Origin of the sequence: Streptomyces sp. 2A115, assembly GCF_052245575.1 — a bacterium.
Taxonomy (GTDB): domain Bacteria; phylum Actinomycetota; class Actinomycetes; order Streptomycetales; family Streptomycetaceae; genus Streptomyces.
Map to the genome: position 1 here is coordinate 22,389 of NZ_JBQQCG010000098.1, position 17,564 is coordinate 39,952.

Here is a 17,564-nt window from a genome sequence, read left to right on the forward strand (position 1 = left end):
TAGGCGTGAGAGAGGGGGCGGGACGCACCCGCCCCCTCTCGTCACGAGCGCGGGACTCGCGTCAGGAGACGCCGAGCTCCTTGGCGTTGGCCTTGAGGTCCTCGATGCCACCGCACATGAAGAACGCCTGCTCCGGGAAGTGGTCGTACTCGCCGTCGCAGATCGCGTTGAAGGCCGCGACCGACTCGTCCAGCGGTACGTCCGAACCGTCCACGCCGGTGAACTGCTTGGCGGCGTGGGTGTTCTGGGACAGGAAGCGCTCCACGCGACGGGCACGGTGGACGACGAGCTTGTCCTCCTCGCCGAGCTCGTCGATACCGAGGATCGCGATGATGTCCTGGAGGTCCTTGTTCTTCTGCAGGATCGTCTTGACCCGCATGGCGGTGTCGTAGTGGTCCTGCGCGATGTACCGCGGGTCGAGGATGCGGGACGTGGAGTCCAGCGGGTCCACGGCCGGGTAGATGCCCTTCTCGGAGATCGGACGGGAGAGCACCGTCGTCGCGTCGAGGTGGGCGAAGGTGGTGGCCGGCGCCGGGTCGGTCAGGTCGTCCGCGGGGACGTAGATCGCCTGCATCGAGGTGATCGAGTGACCACGCGTCGAGGTGATCCGCTCCTGGAGCTGACCCATCTCGTCGGCCAGGTTCGGCTGGTAACCCACCGCGGACGGCATACGGCCGAGCAGGGTGGAGACCTCGGAACCGGCCTGGGTGAAGCGGAAGATGTTGTCGATGAAGAACAGCACGTCCTGCTTCTGCACATCGCGGAAGTACTCCGCCATGGTCAGACCGGCCAGGGCGACGCGCAGACGGGTGCCCGGGGGCTCGTCCATCTGACCGAAGACCAGCGCGGTCTTGTCCAGAACGCCGGACTCTTCCATCTCCGCGATGAGGTCGTTGCCCTCACGGGTGCGCTCACCGACGCCCGCGAAGACGGAGACGCCCTCGTGGAGGTTGGCGACACGCATGATCATTTCCTGGATCAGCACGGTCTTGCCGACACCGGCACCACCGAACAGACCGATCTTTCCACCCTTGACGTACGGGGTGAGAAGGTCGACGACCTTCAGGCCGGTCTCGAACATCTCGGTCTTGGACTCGAGCTGGTCGAAGGCCGGAGCCTTGCGGTGGATGGGCCAGCGCTCGCCCTCGAACTGCTCGTCGGAGTTCAGCACCTCACCGAGGGTGTTGAACACCTTGCCCTTGGTGAAGTCGCCGACCGGGACACTGATGCCCTTGCCGGTGTCGATCACCGTGGCCTGGCGGACCAGACCGTCGGTGGGCTGCATCGAGATGGTGCGGACCAGGCCGTCACCCAGGTGCTGGGCGACCTCCAGGGTCAGCAGCTTCTTCTCGCCGGCGTTGGCCGGGTCGGCCACCTCGACGTGAAGCGCGTTGTAGATCTCCGGCATGGCGTCGACGGGGAATTCCACGTCGACGACCGGGCCGATGACCCGGGCGACGCGGCCCGTGGCAACGGCCGTCTCAACTGTCGTCGTCATTACCTGTCACTCCCCGCGGTCGCGTCGGCCAGGGCTGCGGAGCCACCGACGATCTCGCTGATTTCCTGGGTGATTTCGGCCTGGCGGGCCGCGTTCGCAAGTCGGGAGAGCGAGGTGATCAAGTCTCCCGCGTTGTCGGTCGCCGACTTCATCGCGCGGCGGGTGGCCGCGTGCTTGGAGGCGGCCGACTGGAGCAGCGCGTTGTAGATACGGCTCTCGACGTACCGCGGCAGGAGGGCGTCCAGGACGTCCTCCGCCGACGGCTCGAAGTCGTACAGCGGAAGGATCTCGTCCTTGGCGTGCGACTCCTCCGCCACCTCTTCGAGGCGAAGCGGCAACAGGCGGCTGTCGACCGCCGTCTGCGTCATCATCGAGACGAACTCGGTGTAGACGATGTGGAGTTCGTCCACGCCGCCGTCCGCCGTCGCCTTCTCGATGGCCTCGATCAGCGGAACGGCGACCTTCTTCGCGTCCGCGTACGAGGGCTGGTCGGTGAAGCCCGACCACGACTCCGCGACCTTGCGCTCACGGAAGTTGTAGTGGGCGAGACCGCGGCGGCCGACGATGTACGTGTCGACCTCCTTGCCCTCCGCCTCGAGACGCGCGGTCAGCTGCTCCGCGGCCTTGATGGCGTTGGAGTTGAAGGCGCCGGCCAGTCCGCGGTCGCTCGAGAGGAGCAGCACCGCGGAACGGGTCGCCGTCTCCGCCTCCGTGGTCAGCGGGTGCTTGGTGTTCGACCCGGTTCCGACCGCCGTGACCGCGCGGGTGAGCTCGGTCGCGTACGGGGTGGAGGCCGCCACCTTGCGCTGCGCCTTGACGACGCGCGAGGCGGCGATCATCTCCATCGCCTTGGTGATCTTCTTGGTCGCGGTGACGGATTTGATGCGACGCTTGTAGACCCGGAGCTGGGCTCCCATGAGTCAGGTCCCTTCCGTCGTCACTTGCCCGCAGCGGCAGGGGTGTCCTCGCCGAGCAGCTTGCCGTCCGACGTCTCGAACTGCTTCTTGAAGTCCGCGATCGCGTCGGCGATGGCCTGCAGGGTGTCGTCCGACATCTTGCCGCCCTCCTTGATGGAGGTCATGAGGCCCTGCTCCTTGCGGTGCAGGTACTCCAGGAGCTCCTTCTCGAAGCGGCGGATGTCGCCGACCGGGACCTCGTCCATCTTGCCGGTGGTACCGGCCCAGACGGAGACGACCTGGTCCTCGGTGGCCATCGGCTGGTACTGAGCCTGCTTGAGCAGCTCGACCATCCGCTGACCGCGCTCCAGCTGCGCCTTCGACGAGGCGTCCAGGTCGGAACCGAAGGCGGCGAACGCCTCCAGCTCACGGAACTGGGCGAGGTCCACGCGCAGACGGCCGGAGACCTGACGCATCGCCTTGTGCTGCGCGGAACCACCGACTCGGGAGACGGAGATACCGACGTTCAGCGCGGGGCGCTGACCGGCGTTGAACAGGTCCGACTCCAGGAAGCACTGGCCGTCGGTGATGGAGATGACGTTGGTCGGGATGAACGCCGAGACGTCGTTGGCCTTCGTCTCGACGATCGGCAGACCGGTCATCGAGCCCGCGCCCATCTCGTCCGAGAGCTTCGCGCAGCGCTCCAGCAGACGGGAGTGCAGGTAGAAGACGTCACCGGGGTAGGCCTCGCGCCCCGGCGGACGGCGGAGCAGCAGGGACACGGCGCGGTAGGCGTCGGCCTGCTTCGAGAGGTCGTCGAAGATGATGAGGACGTGCTTGCCCTCGTACATCCACTGCTGGCCGATGGCCGAACCGGTGTACGGCGCAAGGTACTTGAAGCCGGCCGGGTCGGACGCCGGGGCGGCGACGATGGTCGTGTACTCCAGCGCGCCGGCCTCCTCGAGGGCGCCACGCACGGAGGCGATGGTCGAGCCCTTCTGGCCGATGGCGACGTAGACGCAGCGGACCTGCTTGTTCGGGTCGCCCGTGCGCCAGTTGTCGCGCTGGTTGATGATCGTGTCGACGCACAGCGCGGTCTTGCCGGTCTGCCGGTCGCCGATGATCAGCTGACGCTGGCCGCGGCCGATCGGGGTCATCGCGTCGACGGCCTTGTAGCCGGTCTCCATCGGCTCGTGCACCGACTTACGGACCATGACGCCCGGGGCCTGCAGCTCGAGGGCGCGGCGGCCGGACGTCTCGATCTCGCCGAGGCCGTCGATCGGGGCGCCGAGCGGGTCGACGACGCGGCCGAGGTAACCCTCGCCCACGGCGACCGACAGGACCTCGCCGGTACGGGTGACCGGCTGGCCTTCCTCGATGCCGTTGAACTCGCCGAGGACGATGGCGCCGATCTCGCGCTCTTCCAGGTTGAGCGCGAGGCCGAGGGTGCCGTCCTCGAACTTCAGCAGTTCGTTGGCCATGGCCGAGGGGAGGCCCTCGACCTTCGCGATGCCGTCGCCGGCAAGGGTGACCGTACCGACCTCCTCGCGCGAGGCCGCGTCCGGCTTGTACGACTGGACAAAGTTCTCCAGCGCGTCCCGGATCTCCTCCGGCCGGATCGTGAGCTCCGCCATCTGGGTTCCCTGCTCTCCTTGTTGGGCCCGAAGTGTTCTTGGGGGGTGGTCTGGGGTCAGCCCCCAGGAATCCTCTGCACGGCCCAACCAGGGCCGTAAGTACAACGTGACTGCATGGTTACGCGTATTGAGTTGCTGCTAGCTCGCCATGCGGCGGCTGACCTCTTCCAGCCGGTCCGCGATGGAGCCGTTGATGACCTCGTCGCCGACCTGCACCCGGATCCCGCCGAGGACCTCGGAGTCCACGTCCAGGTTGAGGTGCATCTTGCGGCCGTAAAGCTTCGCGAGGGCGGCGCCCAGGCGCTGCTTCTGCGCGTCGCTCAGCGGAACCGCCGAGGTGACGACGGCCACCATGCGGTCCCGACGCTCGGCGGCGAGCTTGGACAGGGACTCGAGTCCCGCTTCCAGGCTACGTCCCCGGGGCGCGGTCACAAGGCGCGTGACCAATCGCTCGGTCACGGCGTTGGCCCGGCCGCCGATGAGGCTGCGCAGCAGCTCGCTCTTGGGCGCGGTACCGACACCGCGGTGGGTCAGTGCGGCCCGCAGCTCGGTGTTCGAAGAGACGATCCGGCCGAACCGGAAGAGCTCGTCCTCGACGTCGTCGAGCTGGTTCGCCCGCTGGGCGGCCGTGAGGTCGGCGACGCTCGCCAGCTCCTCGATGGAGTCCACCAGGTCACGCGACCGTGACCAGCGCGAGCGCACCAGACCGGCCACCAGGTCGGCGGTCGTGCCGCTGACCTGGCCGCCGAGGAGGCGCCCGGCCAGCTCGGCCTTGGCCTCGCCGGCCTGCGACGGGTCGGTGAGGACCCGACGGAGCGACACCTCGCGGTCGAGCAGCGCGGTGACAGCGGCCAGCTCGCCGGCGAGCGAGCCCGCGTCCACGGACGTGTTGTCCGTCAGCGCGTCGAGACGCTCACGTGCGCCGGCCAGGGCATCGCGGCTCGCTCCGTTCATCGCGTGGCCTCGGCCTTCTCCTCGAGCTCGTCAAGGAAACGGTCGATGGTGCGCGACTGCCGTGCGTGGTCGTCGAGGGACTCGCCGACGAGCTTTCCGGCCAGTTCGGTGGCCAGCTGGCCGACGTCCTGGCGCAGCGCCTGAGCGGCGGCCTTGCGGTCGGCCTCGATCTGGGTGTGGCCGGCGGCGACGATTTCCTCACGCTGCCGCTGGCCTTCCGCGCGCATCTCGGCGATGAGCGTGGCGCCCTGCTCCTGCGCCTCCTGGCGCAGACGCGCGGCCTCGTGCCGGGCCTCGGCGAGCTGAGCCTTGTACTGCTCGAGCACGCTCTGGGCCTCGGTCTGAGCGGCCTCAGCCTTCTCGATACCGCCCTCGATGGCCTCGCGACGCTGCTCCAGAACCTTGTTGATGTTCGGGAGGAGCTTCTTGGCGAGGAAGCCGAAGACGATGACGAAGGCGATCAGGCCGATGACAAGCTCCGGCCACGGCGGAATGAGGGGATTTTCCTTCTCTCCCTCAGCCGCCAGGAAAACCAGGGCGGGAGTCACATCAGTGCCTTTCGTCGAAAGGGTCGGTCGTCAGGGGCTCGTCTTAGTAGACGAACGGCATGACGAGACCGATGAGGGCGAGCGCCTCACAGAAGGCGAAGCCGAGGATCTGGTTGGCGCGGATCAGGCCGGCAGCCTCGGGCTGGCGAGCGAGAGCCTGGGTGCCGTTACCGAAGATGATGCCGACGCCGACGCCGGGGCCGATGGCCGCGAGACCGTAACCGACGGAACCGAGGTCACCGGTGACAGCAGCGAGGTTGGAGGCCATGAGAGTTCTTCCTTCTCTTTACGGACCGGTGGGGGTTGGCCACCGGACGGCTATGGGGTTTGGAGAGAGCGGGGCTCAGTGGTGCTCGGCGAGCGCGCCCTGGATGAAGGTGCACGTCAGCAGGACGAAGACGTACGCCTGGACGGCCTGGATGAAGAGCTCGAAGGCGGTCATCACGATGACCATCACGAAGGAGACGGCCGAGTAGGCGATGCCGATTCCGTTCAGCATGTACCAGGCGGCGATCGTGAAGAGCAGCAGCAGGGTGTGCCCCGCGAACATGTTCGCGAACAGTCGCACCGCGTGCGTGAACGGGCGGACCAGCAGGTTCGAGAAGAACTCGATGGTCATGGCCAGCGGGAGCACCGGGCCGAGCGACTTGTCGTAGCCGGTGAAGTTCTTGAAGGCTCCGACGAAGCCGTGCCGCTTGAACGTCAGCGAGACCCAGGTGATGTAGACGATCGCCGCGAGGACCATCGGATACGCGATGATCGACGTCACCGGGAACGAGGCGATCGGCACGATCGACCAGAGATTCAGCATCCAGATGAAGAAGAACAGCGATACCGCGAGCGGTACGTACTTCTCTCCCTCCTTCTTGCCGATCGTTTCGTAGACAATCCCGCGGCGTACGAAGTCGTAGCCGGCCTCGGCGACCATCTGCAGCTTGCCCGGGACCAGCTTCGGCCTGGCGAACGCGGCCCAGAAGAAGCCCACCACGATGATGGAACCGAGCAGCGCGAGCAGCATGGGCTTGTTGAAGTAAAGGCCGTTGCCGTCGGCGTCGCCCAAGAGCGGCTCGAACAGGAACGAGTGCAGGCCCGGGGCCGGGAAGCCACACCCGTCAAAAAGGTGGCAGTCGGTCTCGAAGGCGAGCACCTGCGTCGGGTCAGCACTCACCGCGGGCTCCTTCAGCGTGGCGCATAGGTACGGCAACCTCGTTGTGTCGGCGCGGCGCGCAGCCGCGGTTCGGCACTGGACTGGTGTTACGGATGTGGGGGCGGCAGGAGGGCATCGAGCCTCGCGCTAGAGCAGGCGTCAGCTCAGATGCCCGCGCCCGCGATGCCGCAGTTGGCACCGGACGATAGCAGGATCCCTTAGGCGCACTTATCCCGCCCCTACGCTTCACGACGAGTGCCCCGTCTTTTCGGGCTTGTCGCCCTTCGAGGACTCGGGTTCGACGTAGAGGATCTTGGCCTTCATGTGGGCACGGGCCTGGGCGCCGATCCACGCGAGCGTGGTGGCGACCAGCGTGATCGCGAAGGCCTTGGGGTTGAACAGCGTGGTGTTCTTGAAAGCGGCGAGGAAGATGAACAGCAGCAGAATTTGTGCCGCGTAGAGCATCAGGCCCATCGCCTGGAAAAGGTGCGGAAGCGATTTGGCAGTGCGCTGCAGAACGTAGAGCCCGATCCCCATGAAGAGGATCACGACCAGCGTCGCGACAACCGCCCCGATCGCTCCCTTGCCACCGGCGACCACACTACTGACGACGGCGGCGATCGCGCCGACGGCAGCTGTGGGCACAGCGGCCTGGAGAAGGATCCGGACGTCATTGGACGGCATGGCGGCAACTCCGCTTACTGAAGGGGGCAGGGTGTCGTCATGGACGAGCGTAGACCTGGGCCGAGAGGGAACCTCACGCCGGTGGACCGTCGCACTGCGGTCCTTCGGCTCTGTCCCTGGGGTCTCGTGAACCGTATCACAAACTATTTGATGAGGTCTTTACCTGGTTGGTGTGCTCGGCGTCACACATGAGAGTGAACCTGCGCGTCTGTGCACCCTGGCGGCCAACTTGTCTGGTATTGGGACGGTTTACGGAAACGGCTCCGGCCACACCCTCGCGGCACTCTTGTCGGATTCTTACCTCGCGTCAGCGCGACGTCCCGGCCTTGGGCTCTTCCAGAAGGCGCGAACCACGGCCAACGGCGGTGGCCCCATTGACTCCTGACACACCGGCAGCCACCGGAGTACGGCGTTCTCCGTCGCTCGCCTCGTCCGCTTCTTCGTCGCCCGCCTTGTCGATCGCGTCGCCGTTCGTCGCGTACGCGGCCGCCGGCACGGTCTCCGCGCTCTCCCCGCCATCCCCGGTGTGCCGGTTGGTCCCGCGACGGCGGTAGCGGGGCGGGACGAAGTGCTCGGCCCAGCGCGGGGCGCGCGGCGTGAAGCGCGGCAGCAGGAGCAGGACAAGGCCCACCGCGCTGAGCGCCATGATGCCGAGCACGATCCACATGGCACCCGAGTTCACCGAGTACGCGAGGGCGCCGAAGGCGATCAGCGCCGACCAGAAGTACATGATGAGCACGGCCCGGCTGTGCGAGTGCCCGATCTCCAGGAGCCGGTGGTGCAGGTGGCCGCGGTCGGCGGCGAACGGCGACTGGCCGTTCCAGGTGCGCCGCACGATGGCGAGCACCAGGTCGGCCGCCGGGACGGCGATGATCGTCAGCGGCAGCAGCAGCGGGATGTAGACGGGCACCGTCTGGTGCACGGCCTCCTTCTCGGACCCGGCGAAGAGGTTCATCGCGTCCGGGTCGACCTGCCCGGTGATGGAGATGGCGCCGGCCGCGAGCACCAGGCCGATCAGCATCGAGCCCGAGTCGCCCATGAAGATGCGGGCGGGGTGCATGTTGTGCGGCAGGAAGCCGAGACACATACCCATGAGGATCGCGGAGAAGAGGGTGGCGGGGGCGGCGGACTCGAGGCCGTAGCCGTACCAGATGCGGTACGCGTACATGAAGAACGCCGCGGCCGCGATGCACACCATGCCGGCGGCGAGGCCGTCGAGGCCGTCGACGAAGTTCACGGCGTTGATGGTGATGACGACCAGCGCGACCGTCAGCAGCGTGCCCTGCCACTGGGTCAGCGAGACCGAGCCGACGCCCGGGACCGGCAGCCACAGGATCGTCAGACCCTGCATGACCATGACGCCCGCGGCGATCATCTGGCCGCCGAGCTTGATGAGGGCGTCGATCTCGAACTTGTCGTCCAGAACGCCGATCAGCCAGATCAGGGCGGCGCCGGAGAGCAGCGCGCGGGGCTCGTTGGAGTTGTCGAACACCTCGCTGAGGTTCGTCAGATGGTCGGCGGTCAGCAGGCCGGCGCACAGTCCGAAGAACATCGCGATGCCGCCGAGCCGCGGTGTGGGTTCCCGGTGCACGTCACGTGCCCGGATCTCCGGCATCGCTCCGGCCACGATCGCGAACTTCCGCACCGGCCCGGTCAGCAGGTACGTCACCGCGGCCGTGATGCAGAGCGTCAGGAGGTAATTGCGCACAGGCTTCCCCACAAGTCTCGCTGGCCATCTCAGCCCCACACCCTAGCTTCGTGCGCATACGGTTGGGGACTTCCGGGTAGAGCCGATGGTTGCACGAGTGGCTGTGTACGAGGATCGGCTACCCCTCCCTAGCCGGGATACGGCGGAAACCTTCCGGTCAGATCCCGCACTTCTTCACGTACTCCACGCCCCGCGGACTCGTCCCGCAGAGCCGCCGCGAAGAGCACGGCGATCCGTGCGATCTCGGCCTCGCCCATGCCCTGCGTGGTGACGGCCGCCGTGCCCAGGCGCAGTCCGCGTACGTCGGGGTGGGGCAGCGCGCAGGTGTCGAGGACCATTCCGGCGGCGGCGAGACGGCCGCGGGCGGTGCGGCCGTCCACGCCGAGCGGTGCCGGGTCGACGGTCAGCAGGTGGGTGTCGGTGCCGCCCGTGGTGACCGCGAGCCCCTCGGCGGCCAGGCCCTGGGCAAGCACCCGGGCGTTCGCGACCACCTGATGGGCGTACGCGGTGAAGGCCGGTGTTGCCGCCTCGCCGAACGCGACGGCCTTCGCGGCGATCGTGTGCATCTGGGCGCCGCCCTGCGTGAACGGGAACACCGCCCGGTCCACCCGCTCGGCCAGCTCACTCCCACACAGCAGCATGCCGCCACGCGGGCCGCGCAGCACCTTGTGCGTGGTCGCGCACACGACATCGGCGTACGGCACCGGGCTGGGCGCCGCTCCCCCGGCGACGAGCCCGATGGGATGCGCGGCGTCGGCGATGAGATACGCGCCCACCTCGTCGGCCACGTCCCGGAAAGCCGCGTAGTCGATGTGCCGTGGATACGAGATCGAACCGCAGACGATCGCCTTCGGCCGGTGCGTGCGTGCCAGCGCCCGCATCTGCTCGTAGTCGATGAGCCCGCTCTCCGGATCGACGCCGTAGCCGATGAAGTCGAACCAGCGGCCGGAGAAGTTGGCGGGCGACCCGTGCGTGAGGTGGCCGCCGTGCGGCAGGCCCAGCGCGAGGACGGTGTCACCGGGTCGCAGCAGGGCGGCGTACGCGGCCAGTACGGCCGAACTCCCGGAGTGGGACTGGACGTTGGCGTGCTCGGCGCCGAAGAGGACCTGCGCGCGGTCCACGGCGACCCGTTCGGCGACGTCGACCAGCTCGCAGCCGCCGTGGTGCCGGGCGCCGGGATAGCCCTCGGCGTACTTGTTCGCGAGCGGCGAGCCCAGCGCGGCCAGCACGGCCGGCGAGGTGAAGTTCTCGGCGGCGATCAGCTGAAGCGTCGTCGACTGCCGCTCCAGTTCCCCGAGGAGGATCTCGGCCAGCTCCGGATCCTGCCGGCCGAGCACATCGACCGACAGTGAGCCTTCAAGCGTGTGTGTGACCGGCATGGCGGACTCCGGACTTCGGCGGAGGGGGGACGCTACGTCCAATGTAGAACCGTGTCCCCTGCTGCGCCCGGTGTTACGTCCGAGCAGGTAGTAACCGGCGCCGGGTCAAGCCCGAGCCGGTACCCCCGTCAACGCCGTCACCACCGGATCCAGCGCCTGCTGAATCTCGTCCCCCACCGACCGGAAGAACGGCAACGGCGCCCCGTAGGGGTCGTACACCTCGTCCGCCTCCGCCGTCGGCGCCAGAAGCCACCCGCGTAGAGCCGCCGCGGCGCGGACCAGGGCCCGTGCGCGTTCGACCATGCCGTCCTCCAGAGGAGGGAGCGTCGCGGGGTCTATGGCGCGGACCAGGCGGGTGAACTCCTTCAGGGTGAAGGTGCGCAGGCCCGCCGAGTGGCCCATGGAGATGACCTGGGCGCGGTGGTCGCGGGTGGCCGTCAGGACGAGGTCGGCCCTGATGACGTGCTCGTCGAGGAGTTCGCGGCCCACGAAGCCGGAGGCGTCCGCGCCGAAGTCGGCGAGGACCGTCTCCGCGTTGGCCTCCATGCTGGCGCCCTCGTGACCCCAGGTGCCGGCGCTCTCCACGATGAGGCCGCCCCACAAGGGGTCGCCGAGCCGGTCCGCAAGAGCATGGCGGGTCAGCCGCTCGGTGATCGGCGAGCGGCACACGTTGCCGGTGCTGACGTGAAGGATGCGAAAGGAGGAGTCACCCGTGGCCCCGTCGCCGTAAGCCCCCGTGATCCTCGTCCCCGTACCTATGCCACGCCCCGCGTCAGGGGCTGTCAATTCGCCACCTCGAGGTCGGGTACGACCTTTCGCAGCTCCTCGGCCGACAGTGCCCCCGCCCGCAGCAGAACCGGCACCTTGCCCGTCACGTCGACGATCGAGGACGGGACGTTGCCGGGGGTCGGGCCGCCGTCCAAATAGACGGAGACGGAGTCGCCGAGCATCTCCTGCGCGGCGTCACAGTCCTCGGGGGCGGGATGCCCCGTGAGGTTCGCGGAGGAGACGGCCATCGGGCCGACCTCCGTGAGCAGTTCGATGGCGACCGGGTGCAGCGGCATGCGCACGGCGACGGTGCCGCGGGTGTCCCCCAAGTCCCACTGCAGGGACGGCTGGTGCTTGGCGACGAGTGTGAGCGCACCCGGCCAGAACGCGTCGACGAGCTCCCAGGCCATCTCGGAGAAGTCGGTGACCAGGCCGTGCAGCGTGTTCGGGGAGCCGATGAGGACGGGCGTGGGCATGTTGCGGCCGCGCCCCTTGGCCTCCAGCAGATCGGTGACGGCCTCGGAGCTGAACGCGTCGGCGCCGACCCCGTACACGGTGTCGGTCGGCAGCACCACGAGCTCGCCTCGGCGGACGGCGGACGCGGCCTCGCGCAGACCCGTCGAGCGATCGGTCGCGTCGTTGGTGTCGTATCGCCGTGCCATCAGCAAGCCTCCTCGAACACGCGGGCCCCGTTGGCCGCGCATTTAACGTTTTCCACGTCGTCCACACAAGAAGTCGGGGCGGTCATGGCATCGCCCTGCGGGCGGTCGCGAACCGCGGCCGGTTGTTGAGGTCGGGGTGGTCGGCCGCGTCGGCCCAGCCCCGCTCCTCGGTGAAGATCCACGGCACCTGGCCGCCCTGGGTGTCGGCGTGCTCGATGACGACGACGCCGCCGGGCCGCAGCAGCCGGTGCGCGGTGCGCTCCAGGCCGCGGATCAGGTCGAGTCCGTCCTCCCCTGAGAACAGGGCGAGTTCGGGATCGTAGTCCCGGGCCTCGGGAGCGACGTACTCCCATTCGGTGAGCGGGATGTACGGCGGGTTGGAGATGACCAGGTCCACCTGGCCGTTGAGATCCGGGAAGGCGTCCAGCGCGTTGCCCTGGCGCAGGTCGACCCTGGACCCCTCGACGTTCTTACGGGTCCACTGGAGGGCGTCCTCGGACAACTCCACGGCGTGCACGCGCGAGCGCGGCACTTCCTGGGCCATGGCGAGCGCGATGGCCCCGGAACCCGTACAGAGATCGACGATGAGCGGCTCGACGACGTCCATCGCGCGGACGGCGTCTATGGCCCACCCTACGACCGACTCGGTCTCCGGCCGCGGCACGAACACCCCTGGCCCGACTTGGAGTTCCAGGTACCGGAAGAAGGCCCGGCCGGTGATGTGCTGGAGCGGTTCGCGAGCTTCCCGGCGCGCGATGACCTCCCAGTACCGGGCGTCGAAGTCCGTGTCCCTGACGGTGTGCAGCTCGCCCCGTTTCACGCCGTGCACGAAGGCGGCGAGCTCCTCGGCGTCGTTGCGCGGCGAGGGCACGCCGGCGTCGGCCAGCCGCTGGGTGGCCTGGGCCACTTCCGCGAGCAGCAGGTTCACGCTGGTCCTCCGGGGCTGAGCTGTTGTCCGTCGTGCGGATATGTACTTGTACGTGCCTTTATTTACTTCTGTGTACTTCTACGCACTTCTGTGGCCCTCTGCGGCCTTCGATACGTGCCTTACGCCGCGGCGAGCTTCGCGGCCGAGTCCGCGTCGACGCACGCCTGGATCACGGCGTCGAGATCACCGTCGAGGACCTGATCCAAGTTGTACGCCTTGAAGCCGACGCGGTGGTCCGAGAGGCGGTTCTCCGGGAAGTTGTACGTACGGATCTTCTCGGAGCGGTCCACGGTGCGGACCTGGCTGCGGCGGGCGTCCGCGGCATTCCGCTCCGCTTCCTCCTGCGCCGCCGCGAGGAGCCTGGAGCGCAGGATACGCATCGCCTGCTCCTTGTTCTGCAGCTGGCTCTTCTCGTTCTGACAGGAGGCGACGACTCCGGTGGGAATGTGCGTGATGCGCACGGCGGAGTCGGTGGTGTTGACGGACTGGCCGCCGGGGCCGGAGGACCGGTAGACGTCGATCCGCAGGTCGTTCGCGTGGATCTCGACGTCGACCTCCTCGGCCTCGGGCGTTACCAGCACACCGGCGGCGGAGGTGTGGATCCGGCCCTGCGACTCGGTCGACGGCACCCGCTGTACGCGGTGCACACCGCCCTCGTACTTCAGGCGGGCCCATACGCCCTGGCCGGGCTCGGTGGCACCCTGGCCGCCCTTGGTCTTCACCGCGACCTGGACGTCCTTGTAGCCGCCGAGTTCGGACTCGGTGGCGTCGATGATCTCGGTCTTCCAGCCGACGCGCTCCGCGTACCGCAGATACATGCGCAGCAGGTCGCCGGCGAACAGGGCCGACTCGTCGCCGCCCGCGCCAGCCTTGACCTCGAGGATGACGTCCTTGTCGTCGCTGGGGTCACGCGGGACCAGCAGCAGACGGAGCTTCTCGGTGAGCTCCTCGCGCTGCTTCTCCAGCTCCTTGACCTCCGCGGCGAAGTCGGGGTCGTCGGCGATGAACTCCTTCGCCGTCTCGATGTCGTCCCCGGTCTGCTTCCAGGAGCGGTACGTCGCGACGATCGGGGTCAGCTCCGCGTAGCGCTTGTTCAGCTTGCGCGCGTTGGCCTGGTCGGCGTGGACCGACGGGTCAGCGAGCTTCTTCTCCAGATCGGCGTGCTCGCCGATGAGTTCCTCGACCGCCTCGAACATCTCCGGCTCCAATGGGCTGTCCCCCCAGCTCCAGGATGGGCTCGGGGACGTAGGTACTGCGACGGATGGGGGCTGCACCGCAAAGCGCCGGTCCCGACGCCCCCCGTGCAGGGGACACCGGAGACCGGCGCTGTGAGGTCGCTACTTCTTGGCGGCTGCAGCCTTGCCGAAGCGGGCCTCGAAGCGGGCCACACGGCCACCGGTGTCGAGGATCTTCTGCTTGCCCGTGTAGAACGGGTGGCACTCGGAGCAGACCTCGGCGCGGATCGCTCCGCTGGAGATCGTGCTGCGGGTGGTGAACGACGCGCCGCAGGTGCAGCTGACCTGGGTCTCGACGTACTCGGGGTGGATGTCGCGCTTCAAGGGTGTCTCCTAGTTTCGGGAGGGCACCGGGTCGCTGCCGCGGGATGCGGAGCGTGAACCGGGGCCGACGTACCAGTCTGCCAGGACTGGTGCCATCTCCCAAAACCGGGGGACGGGGTTGTCTATTCCCTGGGGGTGGGGGATGGGTTCGCGAGAGGGGATGCCGCGTTGTCGCCGTGGGCGTGCGCGGGTCGTCTGTGGCTGGTGGCGCAGTTCCCCGCGCCCCTGAAGGGGCGCCTACGGGGCGCCTACGACGCCCTTCGCGTCGCCCGTCGCCGTGCCCTTGGTGGCTGCCTTCGGGATCGGCTTGTCGTCCTTCAGCGCGTCCCAGACCAGCTTGGCCTTGGCCTTTTCGACGAGGACGCGGTTGCCGTCCGCCGGGTCGTACTGGACCGGCATCGTGACCATGTTCATCTTCGACGAGCTGATGCCCTTGAGCCCGCCGGCGAAGGACGCCAGGTCCCTGACCGAGGCGAGGTCGGAGTCGGTGGTGACGGTCTTGGTCGCGGTGTCGGCGAGGTCGAACAGTTTCTTCGGGTTGGTCAGTACGCCGATGTCCTTGACCTGGTTGACGAGGGCCTTGATGAACGCCTGTTGGAGCTGGATCCGGCCGAGGTCGGAGCCGTCGCCGACGCCGTGCCGGGTGCGGACCAGGCCGAGCGCCTGCTTGCCGGTGAGCCGGTGCTCGCCCGCCTTGAGGTTCAGGTGGCTGTCGGCGTCCTTGATGTTCTTGGTCGTGGTGATCTCGACGCCGCCGAGTTCGTCGATGAGCTTCTGGAAGCCGCTGAAGTCGACCTCGATGTAGTGGTCCATGCGGATACCGGTCATCGACTCGACGGTCTTCACGGCACAAGCCGCTCCGCCTGTCGTGTACGCCGAGTTGAACATCGCCCCGTCATCGGCCTCGTGGGTGTCGCCCTCGCTGTCGGTGCACTCGGGGCGGTCGATGAGGGTGTCGCGGGGTATGGAGACCACACTGGCCTTCTTGTGGCCCTCGTAGACGTGCACGATCATCGCGGTGTCCGAGCGGGCGCTGCCGTCGTCGGTGCCGCCGCCGAGCTCCTTGTTGCTGCCGGAGCGGGTGTCGGAGCCGAGTACGAGGATGTCCTGCGAGCCGTTGTCGACGTCCAGGGGCCGGTCGGTGCCGAGGGCCTGGTTGATGTCGACGCTCTTTATGTTGCCGTTGAGCTTGAAGTACATGTACCCGAGGCCGGTTCCACCCAGCACCACGACCCCCGCCGCGGCCCAGGCCGTGACCGTGAGCGCCTTGTGGCGCTGGCTCTGCGGCTTGCGGCGGCGGCCCTTGGCGCGGTGGCGCGGGCCGGTGGTGCCGGAATCCTCCGGGGTGCCCGGTTCCGGCAAGCTCTCGGCAGGCATGTGCTCCTCAGTCCTCGTTCGCTCGGTTACCCCCTGCGGTCGGGGTCAGGCATGGTCGTCTGCCGTGACGTCTCTGTCAGGACCCGTCCGTTCAGACGTTGAAACCGAAAAAAGGGTTGCACAACACCCTGTGGCCGCCGGGCAGGAGGACGGACACCGTACGTAACCTGCCGGACGGCTGACCGGCCGCCCACCTGCGGCTTCGAGGGGAGAAGCCGTACTCCCGTATGCCATCGATGATCGCCACACATGTGGCACAGATCTCGCCACACGCCGTCCTGTGGCGCAAAAAGGCCGCCCCCGTGGTGACGGGGGCGGCCCTCAGCAGTGCTCAGTCGTACTGACTGCGCTGACGTCGTCAGTCGTTGCCGTTGCCCGGCATCGGCGTCGTCTTCTGGATCTGCAGCAGGAACTCGGCGTTCGACTTCGTCTGCTTCATCTTGTCGAGCAGCAGCTCGATCGCCTGCTGCTGGTCGAGCGCGTGGAGCACGCGGCGCAGCTTCCAGGTGATGGCGAGCTCGTCGCTGCCGAGCAGGATCTCTTCCTTGCGGGTGCTGGACGAGTCCACGTCCACCGCGGGGAAGATCCGCTTGTCGGAGAGCTTGCGGTCCAGCTTGAGCTCGAGGTTGCCGGTGCCCTTGAACTCCTCGAAGATCACCTCGTCCATGCGCGAGCCGGTGTCGACCAGCGCGGTGGCCATGATGGTCAGCGAGCCGCCGTCCTCGATGTTGCGCGCGGCACCGAAGAAGCGCTTCGGCGGGTACAGCGCGGTCGAGTCGACACCACCGGACAGGATGCGGCCGGAGGCCGGGGCGGCGAGGTTGTACGCACGGCCCAGACGCGTGATCGAGTCGAGCAGTACGACAACGTCGTGGCCCAGTTCCACAAGGCGCTTGGCACGCTCGATGGCGAGCTCCGCGACCGTGGTGTGGTCCTCGGCGGGACGGTCGAAGGTCGAGGAGATGACCTCGCCCTTCACCGACCGCTGCATGTCTGTGACTTCTTCCGGACGCTCGTCGACGAGGACGACCATCAGGTGGCACTCGGGGTTGTTGTGCGTGATCGCGTTGGCGATCGCCTGCATGATCATGGTCTTGCCGGTCTTCGGCGGGGCCACGATCAGACCGCGCTGGCCCTTACCGATCGGCGCGACGAGGTCGATGATGCGGGTCGTCAGCACACCCGGGTCGGTCTCCAGACGGAGCCGGTCCTGCGGGTACAGCGGCGTCAGCTTGTTGAACTCCGGTCGTCCGCGCCCGGATTCGGGTGCCATGCCGTTGACGGAGTCCAGGCGGACCAGCGCGTTGAACTTCTCGCGGCGCTCGCCTTCCTTGGGCTGACGGACGGCGCCGGTGACGTGGTCACCCTTGCGCAGACCGTTCTTGCGGACCTGGGCGAGGGAGACGTACACGTCGTTCGGACCGGGCAGGTAGCCCGACGTACGAATGAACGCGTAGTTGTCGAGGATGTCCAGGATGCCCGCGACCGGGATCAGGACGTCGTCGTCGGCGACCTGCGGCTCGTTGGCGCCGAACTCGTCGCGGCCACGCCGGCCACGGCGGTCCCGGTAACGACCCCGGCGGCCGCGACGGCCACCGTCGAAGTCGTCATCGTCCTGTGGCCCGGTGTCACGCTGGCGGTCCTGGCGGTCCTGCCTGCCAGCGCCCTGCTGCTGGCGGTCCCGGTCCTGGCGGTCCTGACGCTGCTGACGGTCCTGGTTGCCGCCGCCCTGGCCGCCCGGCTGCTCGTCGCCCTTGCCACGGCGGTCGCGGTCACGGTCACGGCCACCGCGGTCACGGTCGCGGTCACGGCGGTCGCGTCG

Annotated in this window: 17 protein-coding genes; all 17 read right to left on the reverse strand. The window is 68.1% G+C overall.

Features of this window, described 5'->3' with window-relative positions; all coding sequences use genetic code 11:
• Nucleotides 1–61 precede the first annotated feature (61 nt).
• Nucleotides 62–1,498, reverse strand: a complete 1,437-nt coding sequence (gene atpD / locus ACTWQR_RS47755; protein WP_443233602.1) for a F0F1 ATP synthase subunit beta — start codon at nucleotides 1,496–1,498, stop codon at nucleotides 62–64.
• Entirely contained in the window at nucleotides 1,498–2,415 is a 918-nt protein-coding gene (locus tag ACTWQR_RS47760) for a F0F1 ATP synthase subunit gamma (RefSeq protein WP_443233603.1), read from the reverse strand. Before ACTWQR_RS47760 ends, atpD begins: the two co-directional genes overlap by 1 nt.
• A gap of 20 nt (nucleotides 2,416–2,435) precedes the next feature.
• On the reverse strand, nucleotides 2,436–4,028 hold the full coding sequence (gene atpA, locus ACTWQR_RS47765; RefSeq protein ID WP_443233604.1) for a F0F1 ATP synthase subunit alpha: 1,593 nt from the start codon (nucleotides 4,026–4,028) through the stop codon (nucleotides 2,436–2,438).
• A 138-nt stretch (nucleotides 4,029–4,166) separates the two neighbouring features.
• Nucleotides 4,167–4,982: a F0F1 ATP synthase subunit delta gene (locus ACTWQR_RS47770; protein WP_443233605.1), complete on the reverse strand. Its 816-nt coding sequence runs from the start codon at nucleotides 4,980–4,982 to the stop codon at nucleotides 4,167–4,169.
• Nucleotides 4,979–5,530 (reverse strand): F0F1 ATP synthase subunit B, encoded by a 552-nt coding sequence (locus ACTWQR_RS47775; RefSeq protein ID WP_443233606.1) that lies wholly within the window; start codon nucleotides 5,528–5,530, stop codon nucleotides 4,979–4,981. The genes ACTWQR_RS47770 and ACTWQR_RS47775 overlap by 4 nt, the downstream gene beginning before the upstream one ends.
• Nucleotides 5,531–5,573: 43 nt before the next feature.
• A complete protein-coding gene (gene atpE / locus ACTWQR_RS47780) occupies nucleotides 5,574–5,798 on the reverse strand; it encodes an ATP synthase F0 subunit C (protein WP_443233607.1) in 225 nt (74 codons plus the stop codon).
• A gap of 75 nt (nucleotides 5,799–5,873) precedes the next feature.
• Nucleotides 5,874–6,698, reverse strand: a complete 825-nt coding sequence (gene atpB / locus ACTWQR_RS47785; protein WP_443233608.1) for a F0F1 ATP synthase subunit A — start codon at nucleotides 6,696–6,698, stop codon at nucleotides 5,874–5,876.
• 225 nt (nucleotides 6,699–6,923) lie between these two features.
• Nucleotides 6,924–7,361 (reverse strand): hypothetical protein, encoded by a 438-nt coding sequence (locus ACTWQR_RS47790; protein WP_443233609.1) that lies wholly within the window; start codon nucleotides 7,359–7,361, stop codon nucleotides 6,924–6,926.
• Nucleotides 7,362–7,668: 307 nt separating this feature from the next.
• Nucleotides 7,669–9,069, reverse strand: coding sequence for an MraY family glycosyltransferase (locus tag ACTWQR_RS47795; protein WP_443233610.1), 1,401 nt, complete (start codon nucleotides 9,067–9,069; stop codon nucleotides 7,669–7,671).
• Nucleotides 9,070–9,197: 128 nt separating this feature from the next.
• On the reverse strand, nucleotides 9,198–10,448 hold the full coding sequence (gene glyA / locus ACTWQR_RS47800) for a serine hydroxymethyltransferase (RefSeq protein WP_443233611.1): 1,251 nt from the start codon (nucleotides 10,446–10,448) through the stop codon (nucleotides 9,198–9,200).
• A gap of 105 nt (nucleotides 10,449–10,553) precedes the next feature.
• On the reverse strand, nucleotides 10,554–11,234 hold the full coding sequence (locus tag ACTWQR_RS47805; RefSeq protein WP_443233612.1) for an arsenate reductase/protein-tyrosine-phosphatase family protein: 681 nt from the start codon (nucleotides 11,232–11,234) through the stop codon (nucleotides 10,554–10,556).
• The gene (locus ACTWQR_RS47810; protein WP_359719308.1) at nucleotides 11,231–11,878 is read right to left on the reverse strand and encodes an L-threonylcarbamoyladenylate synthase; all 648 of its coding nucleotides are present in this window, start codon (nucleotides 11,876–11,878) and stop codon (nucleotides 11,231–11,233) included. Before ACTWQR_RS47810 ends, ACTWQR_RS47805 begins: the two co-directional genes overlap by 4 nt.
• 82 nt (nucleotides 11,879–11,960) lie before the next feature.
• A complete protein-coding gene (prmC, locus tag ACTWQR_RS47815) occupies nucleotides 11,961–12,806 on the reverse strand; it encodes a peptide chain release factor N(5)-glutamine methyltransferase (protein ID WP_443233613.1) in 846 nt (281 codons plus the stop codon).
• A 119-nt stretch (nucleotides 12,807–12,925) separates the two neighbouring features.
• Nucleotides 12,926–14,002 (reverse strand): peptide chain release factor 1, encoded by a 1,077-nt coding sequence (gene prfA / locus ACTWQR_RS47820; RefSeq protein ID WP_443233614.1) that lies wholly within the window; start codon nucleotides 14,000–14,002, stop codon nucleotides 12,926–12,928.
• A gap of 141 nt (nucleotides 14,003–14,143) precedes the next feature.
• The gene (rpmE, locus tag ACTWQR_RS47825) at nucleotides 14,144–14,365 is read right to left on the reverse strand and encodes a 50S ribosomal protein L31 (protein ID WP_352052736.1); all 222 of its coding nucleotides are present in this window, start codon (nucleotides 14,363–14,365) and stop codon (nucleotides 14,144–14,146) included.
• Nucleotides 14,366–14,602: 237 nt separating this feature from the next.
• Nucleotides 14,603–15,742 (reverse strand): LCP family protein, encoded by a 1,140-nt coding sequence (locus ACTWQR_RS47830; RefSeq protein ID WP_443233615.1) that lies wholly within the window; start codon nucleotides 15,740–15,742, stop codon nucleotides 14,603–14,605.
• A 358-nt stretch (nucleotides 15,743–16,100) separates the two neighbouring features.
• On the reverse strand, nucleotides 16,101–17,564 hold a 1,464-nt coding region (gene rho, locus ACTWQR_RS47835; RefSeq protein WP_443233616.1), incomplete at its 5' end, for a transcription termination factor Rho.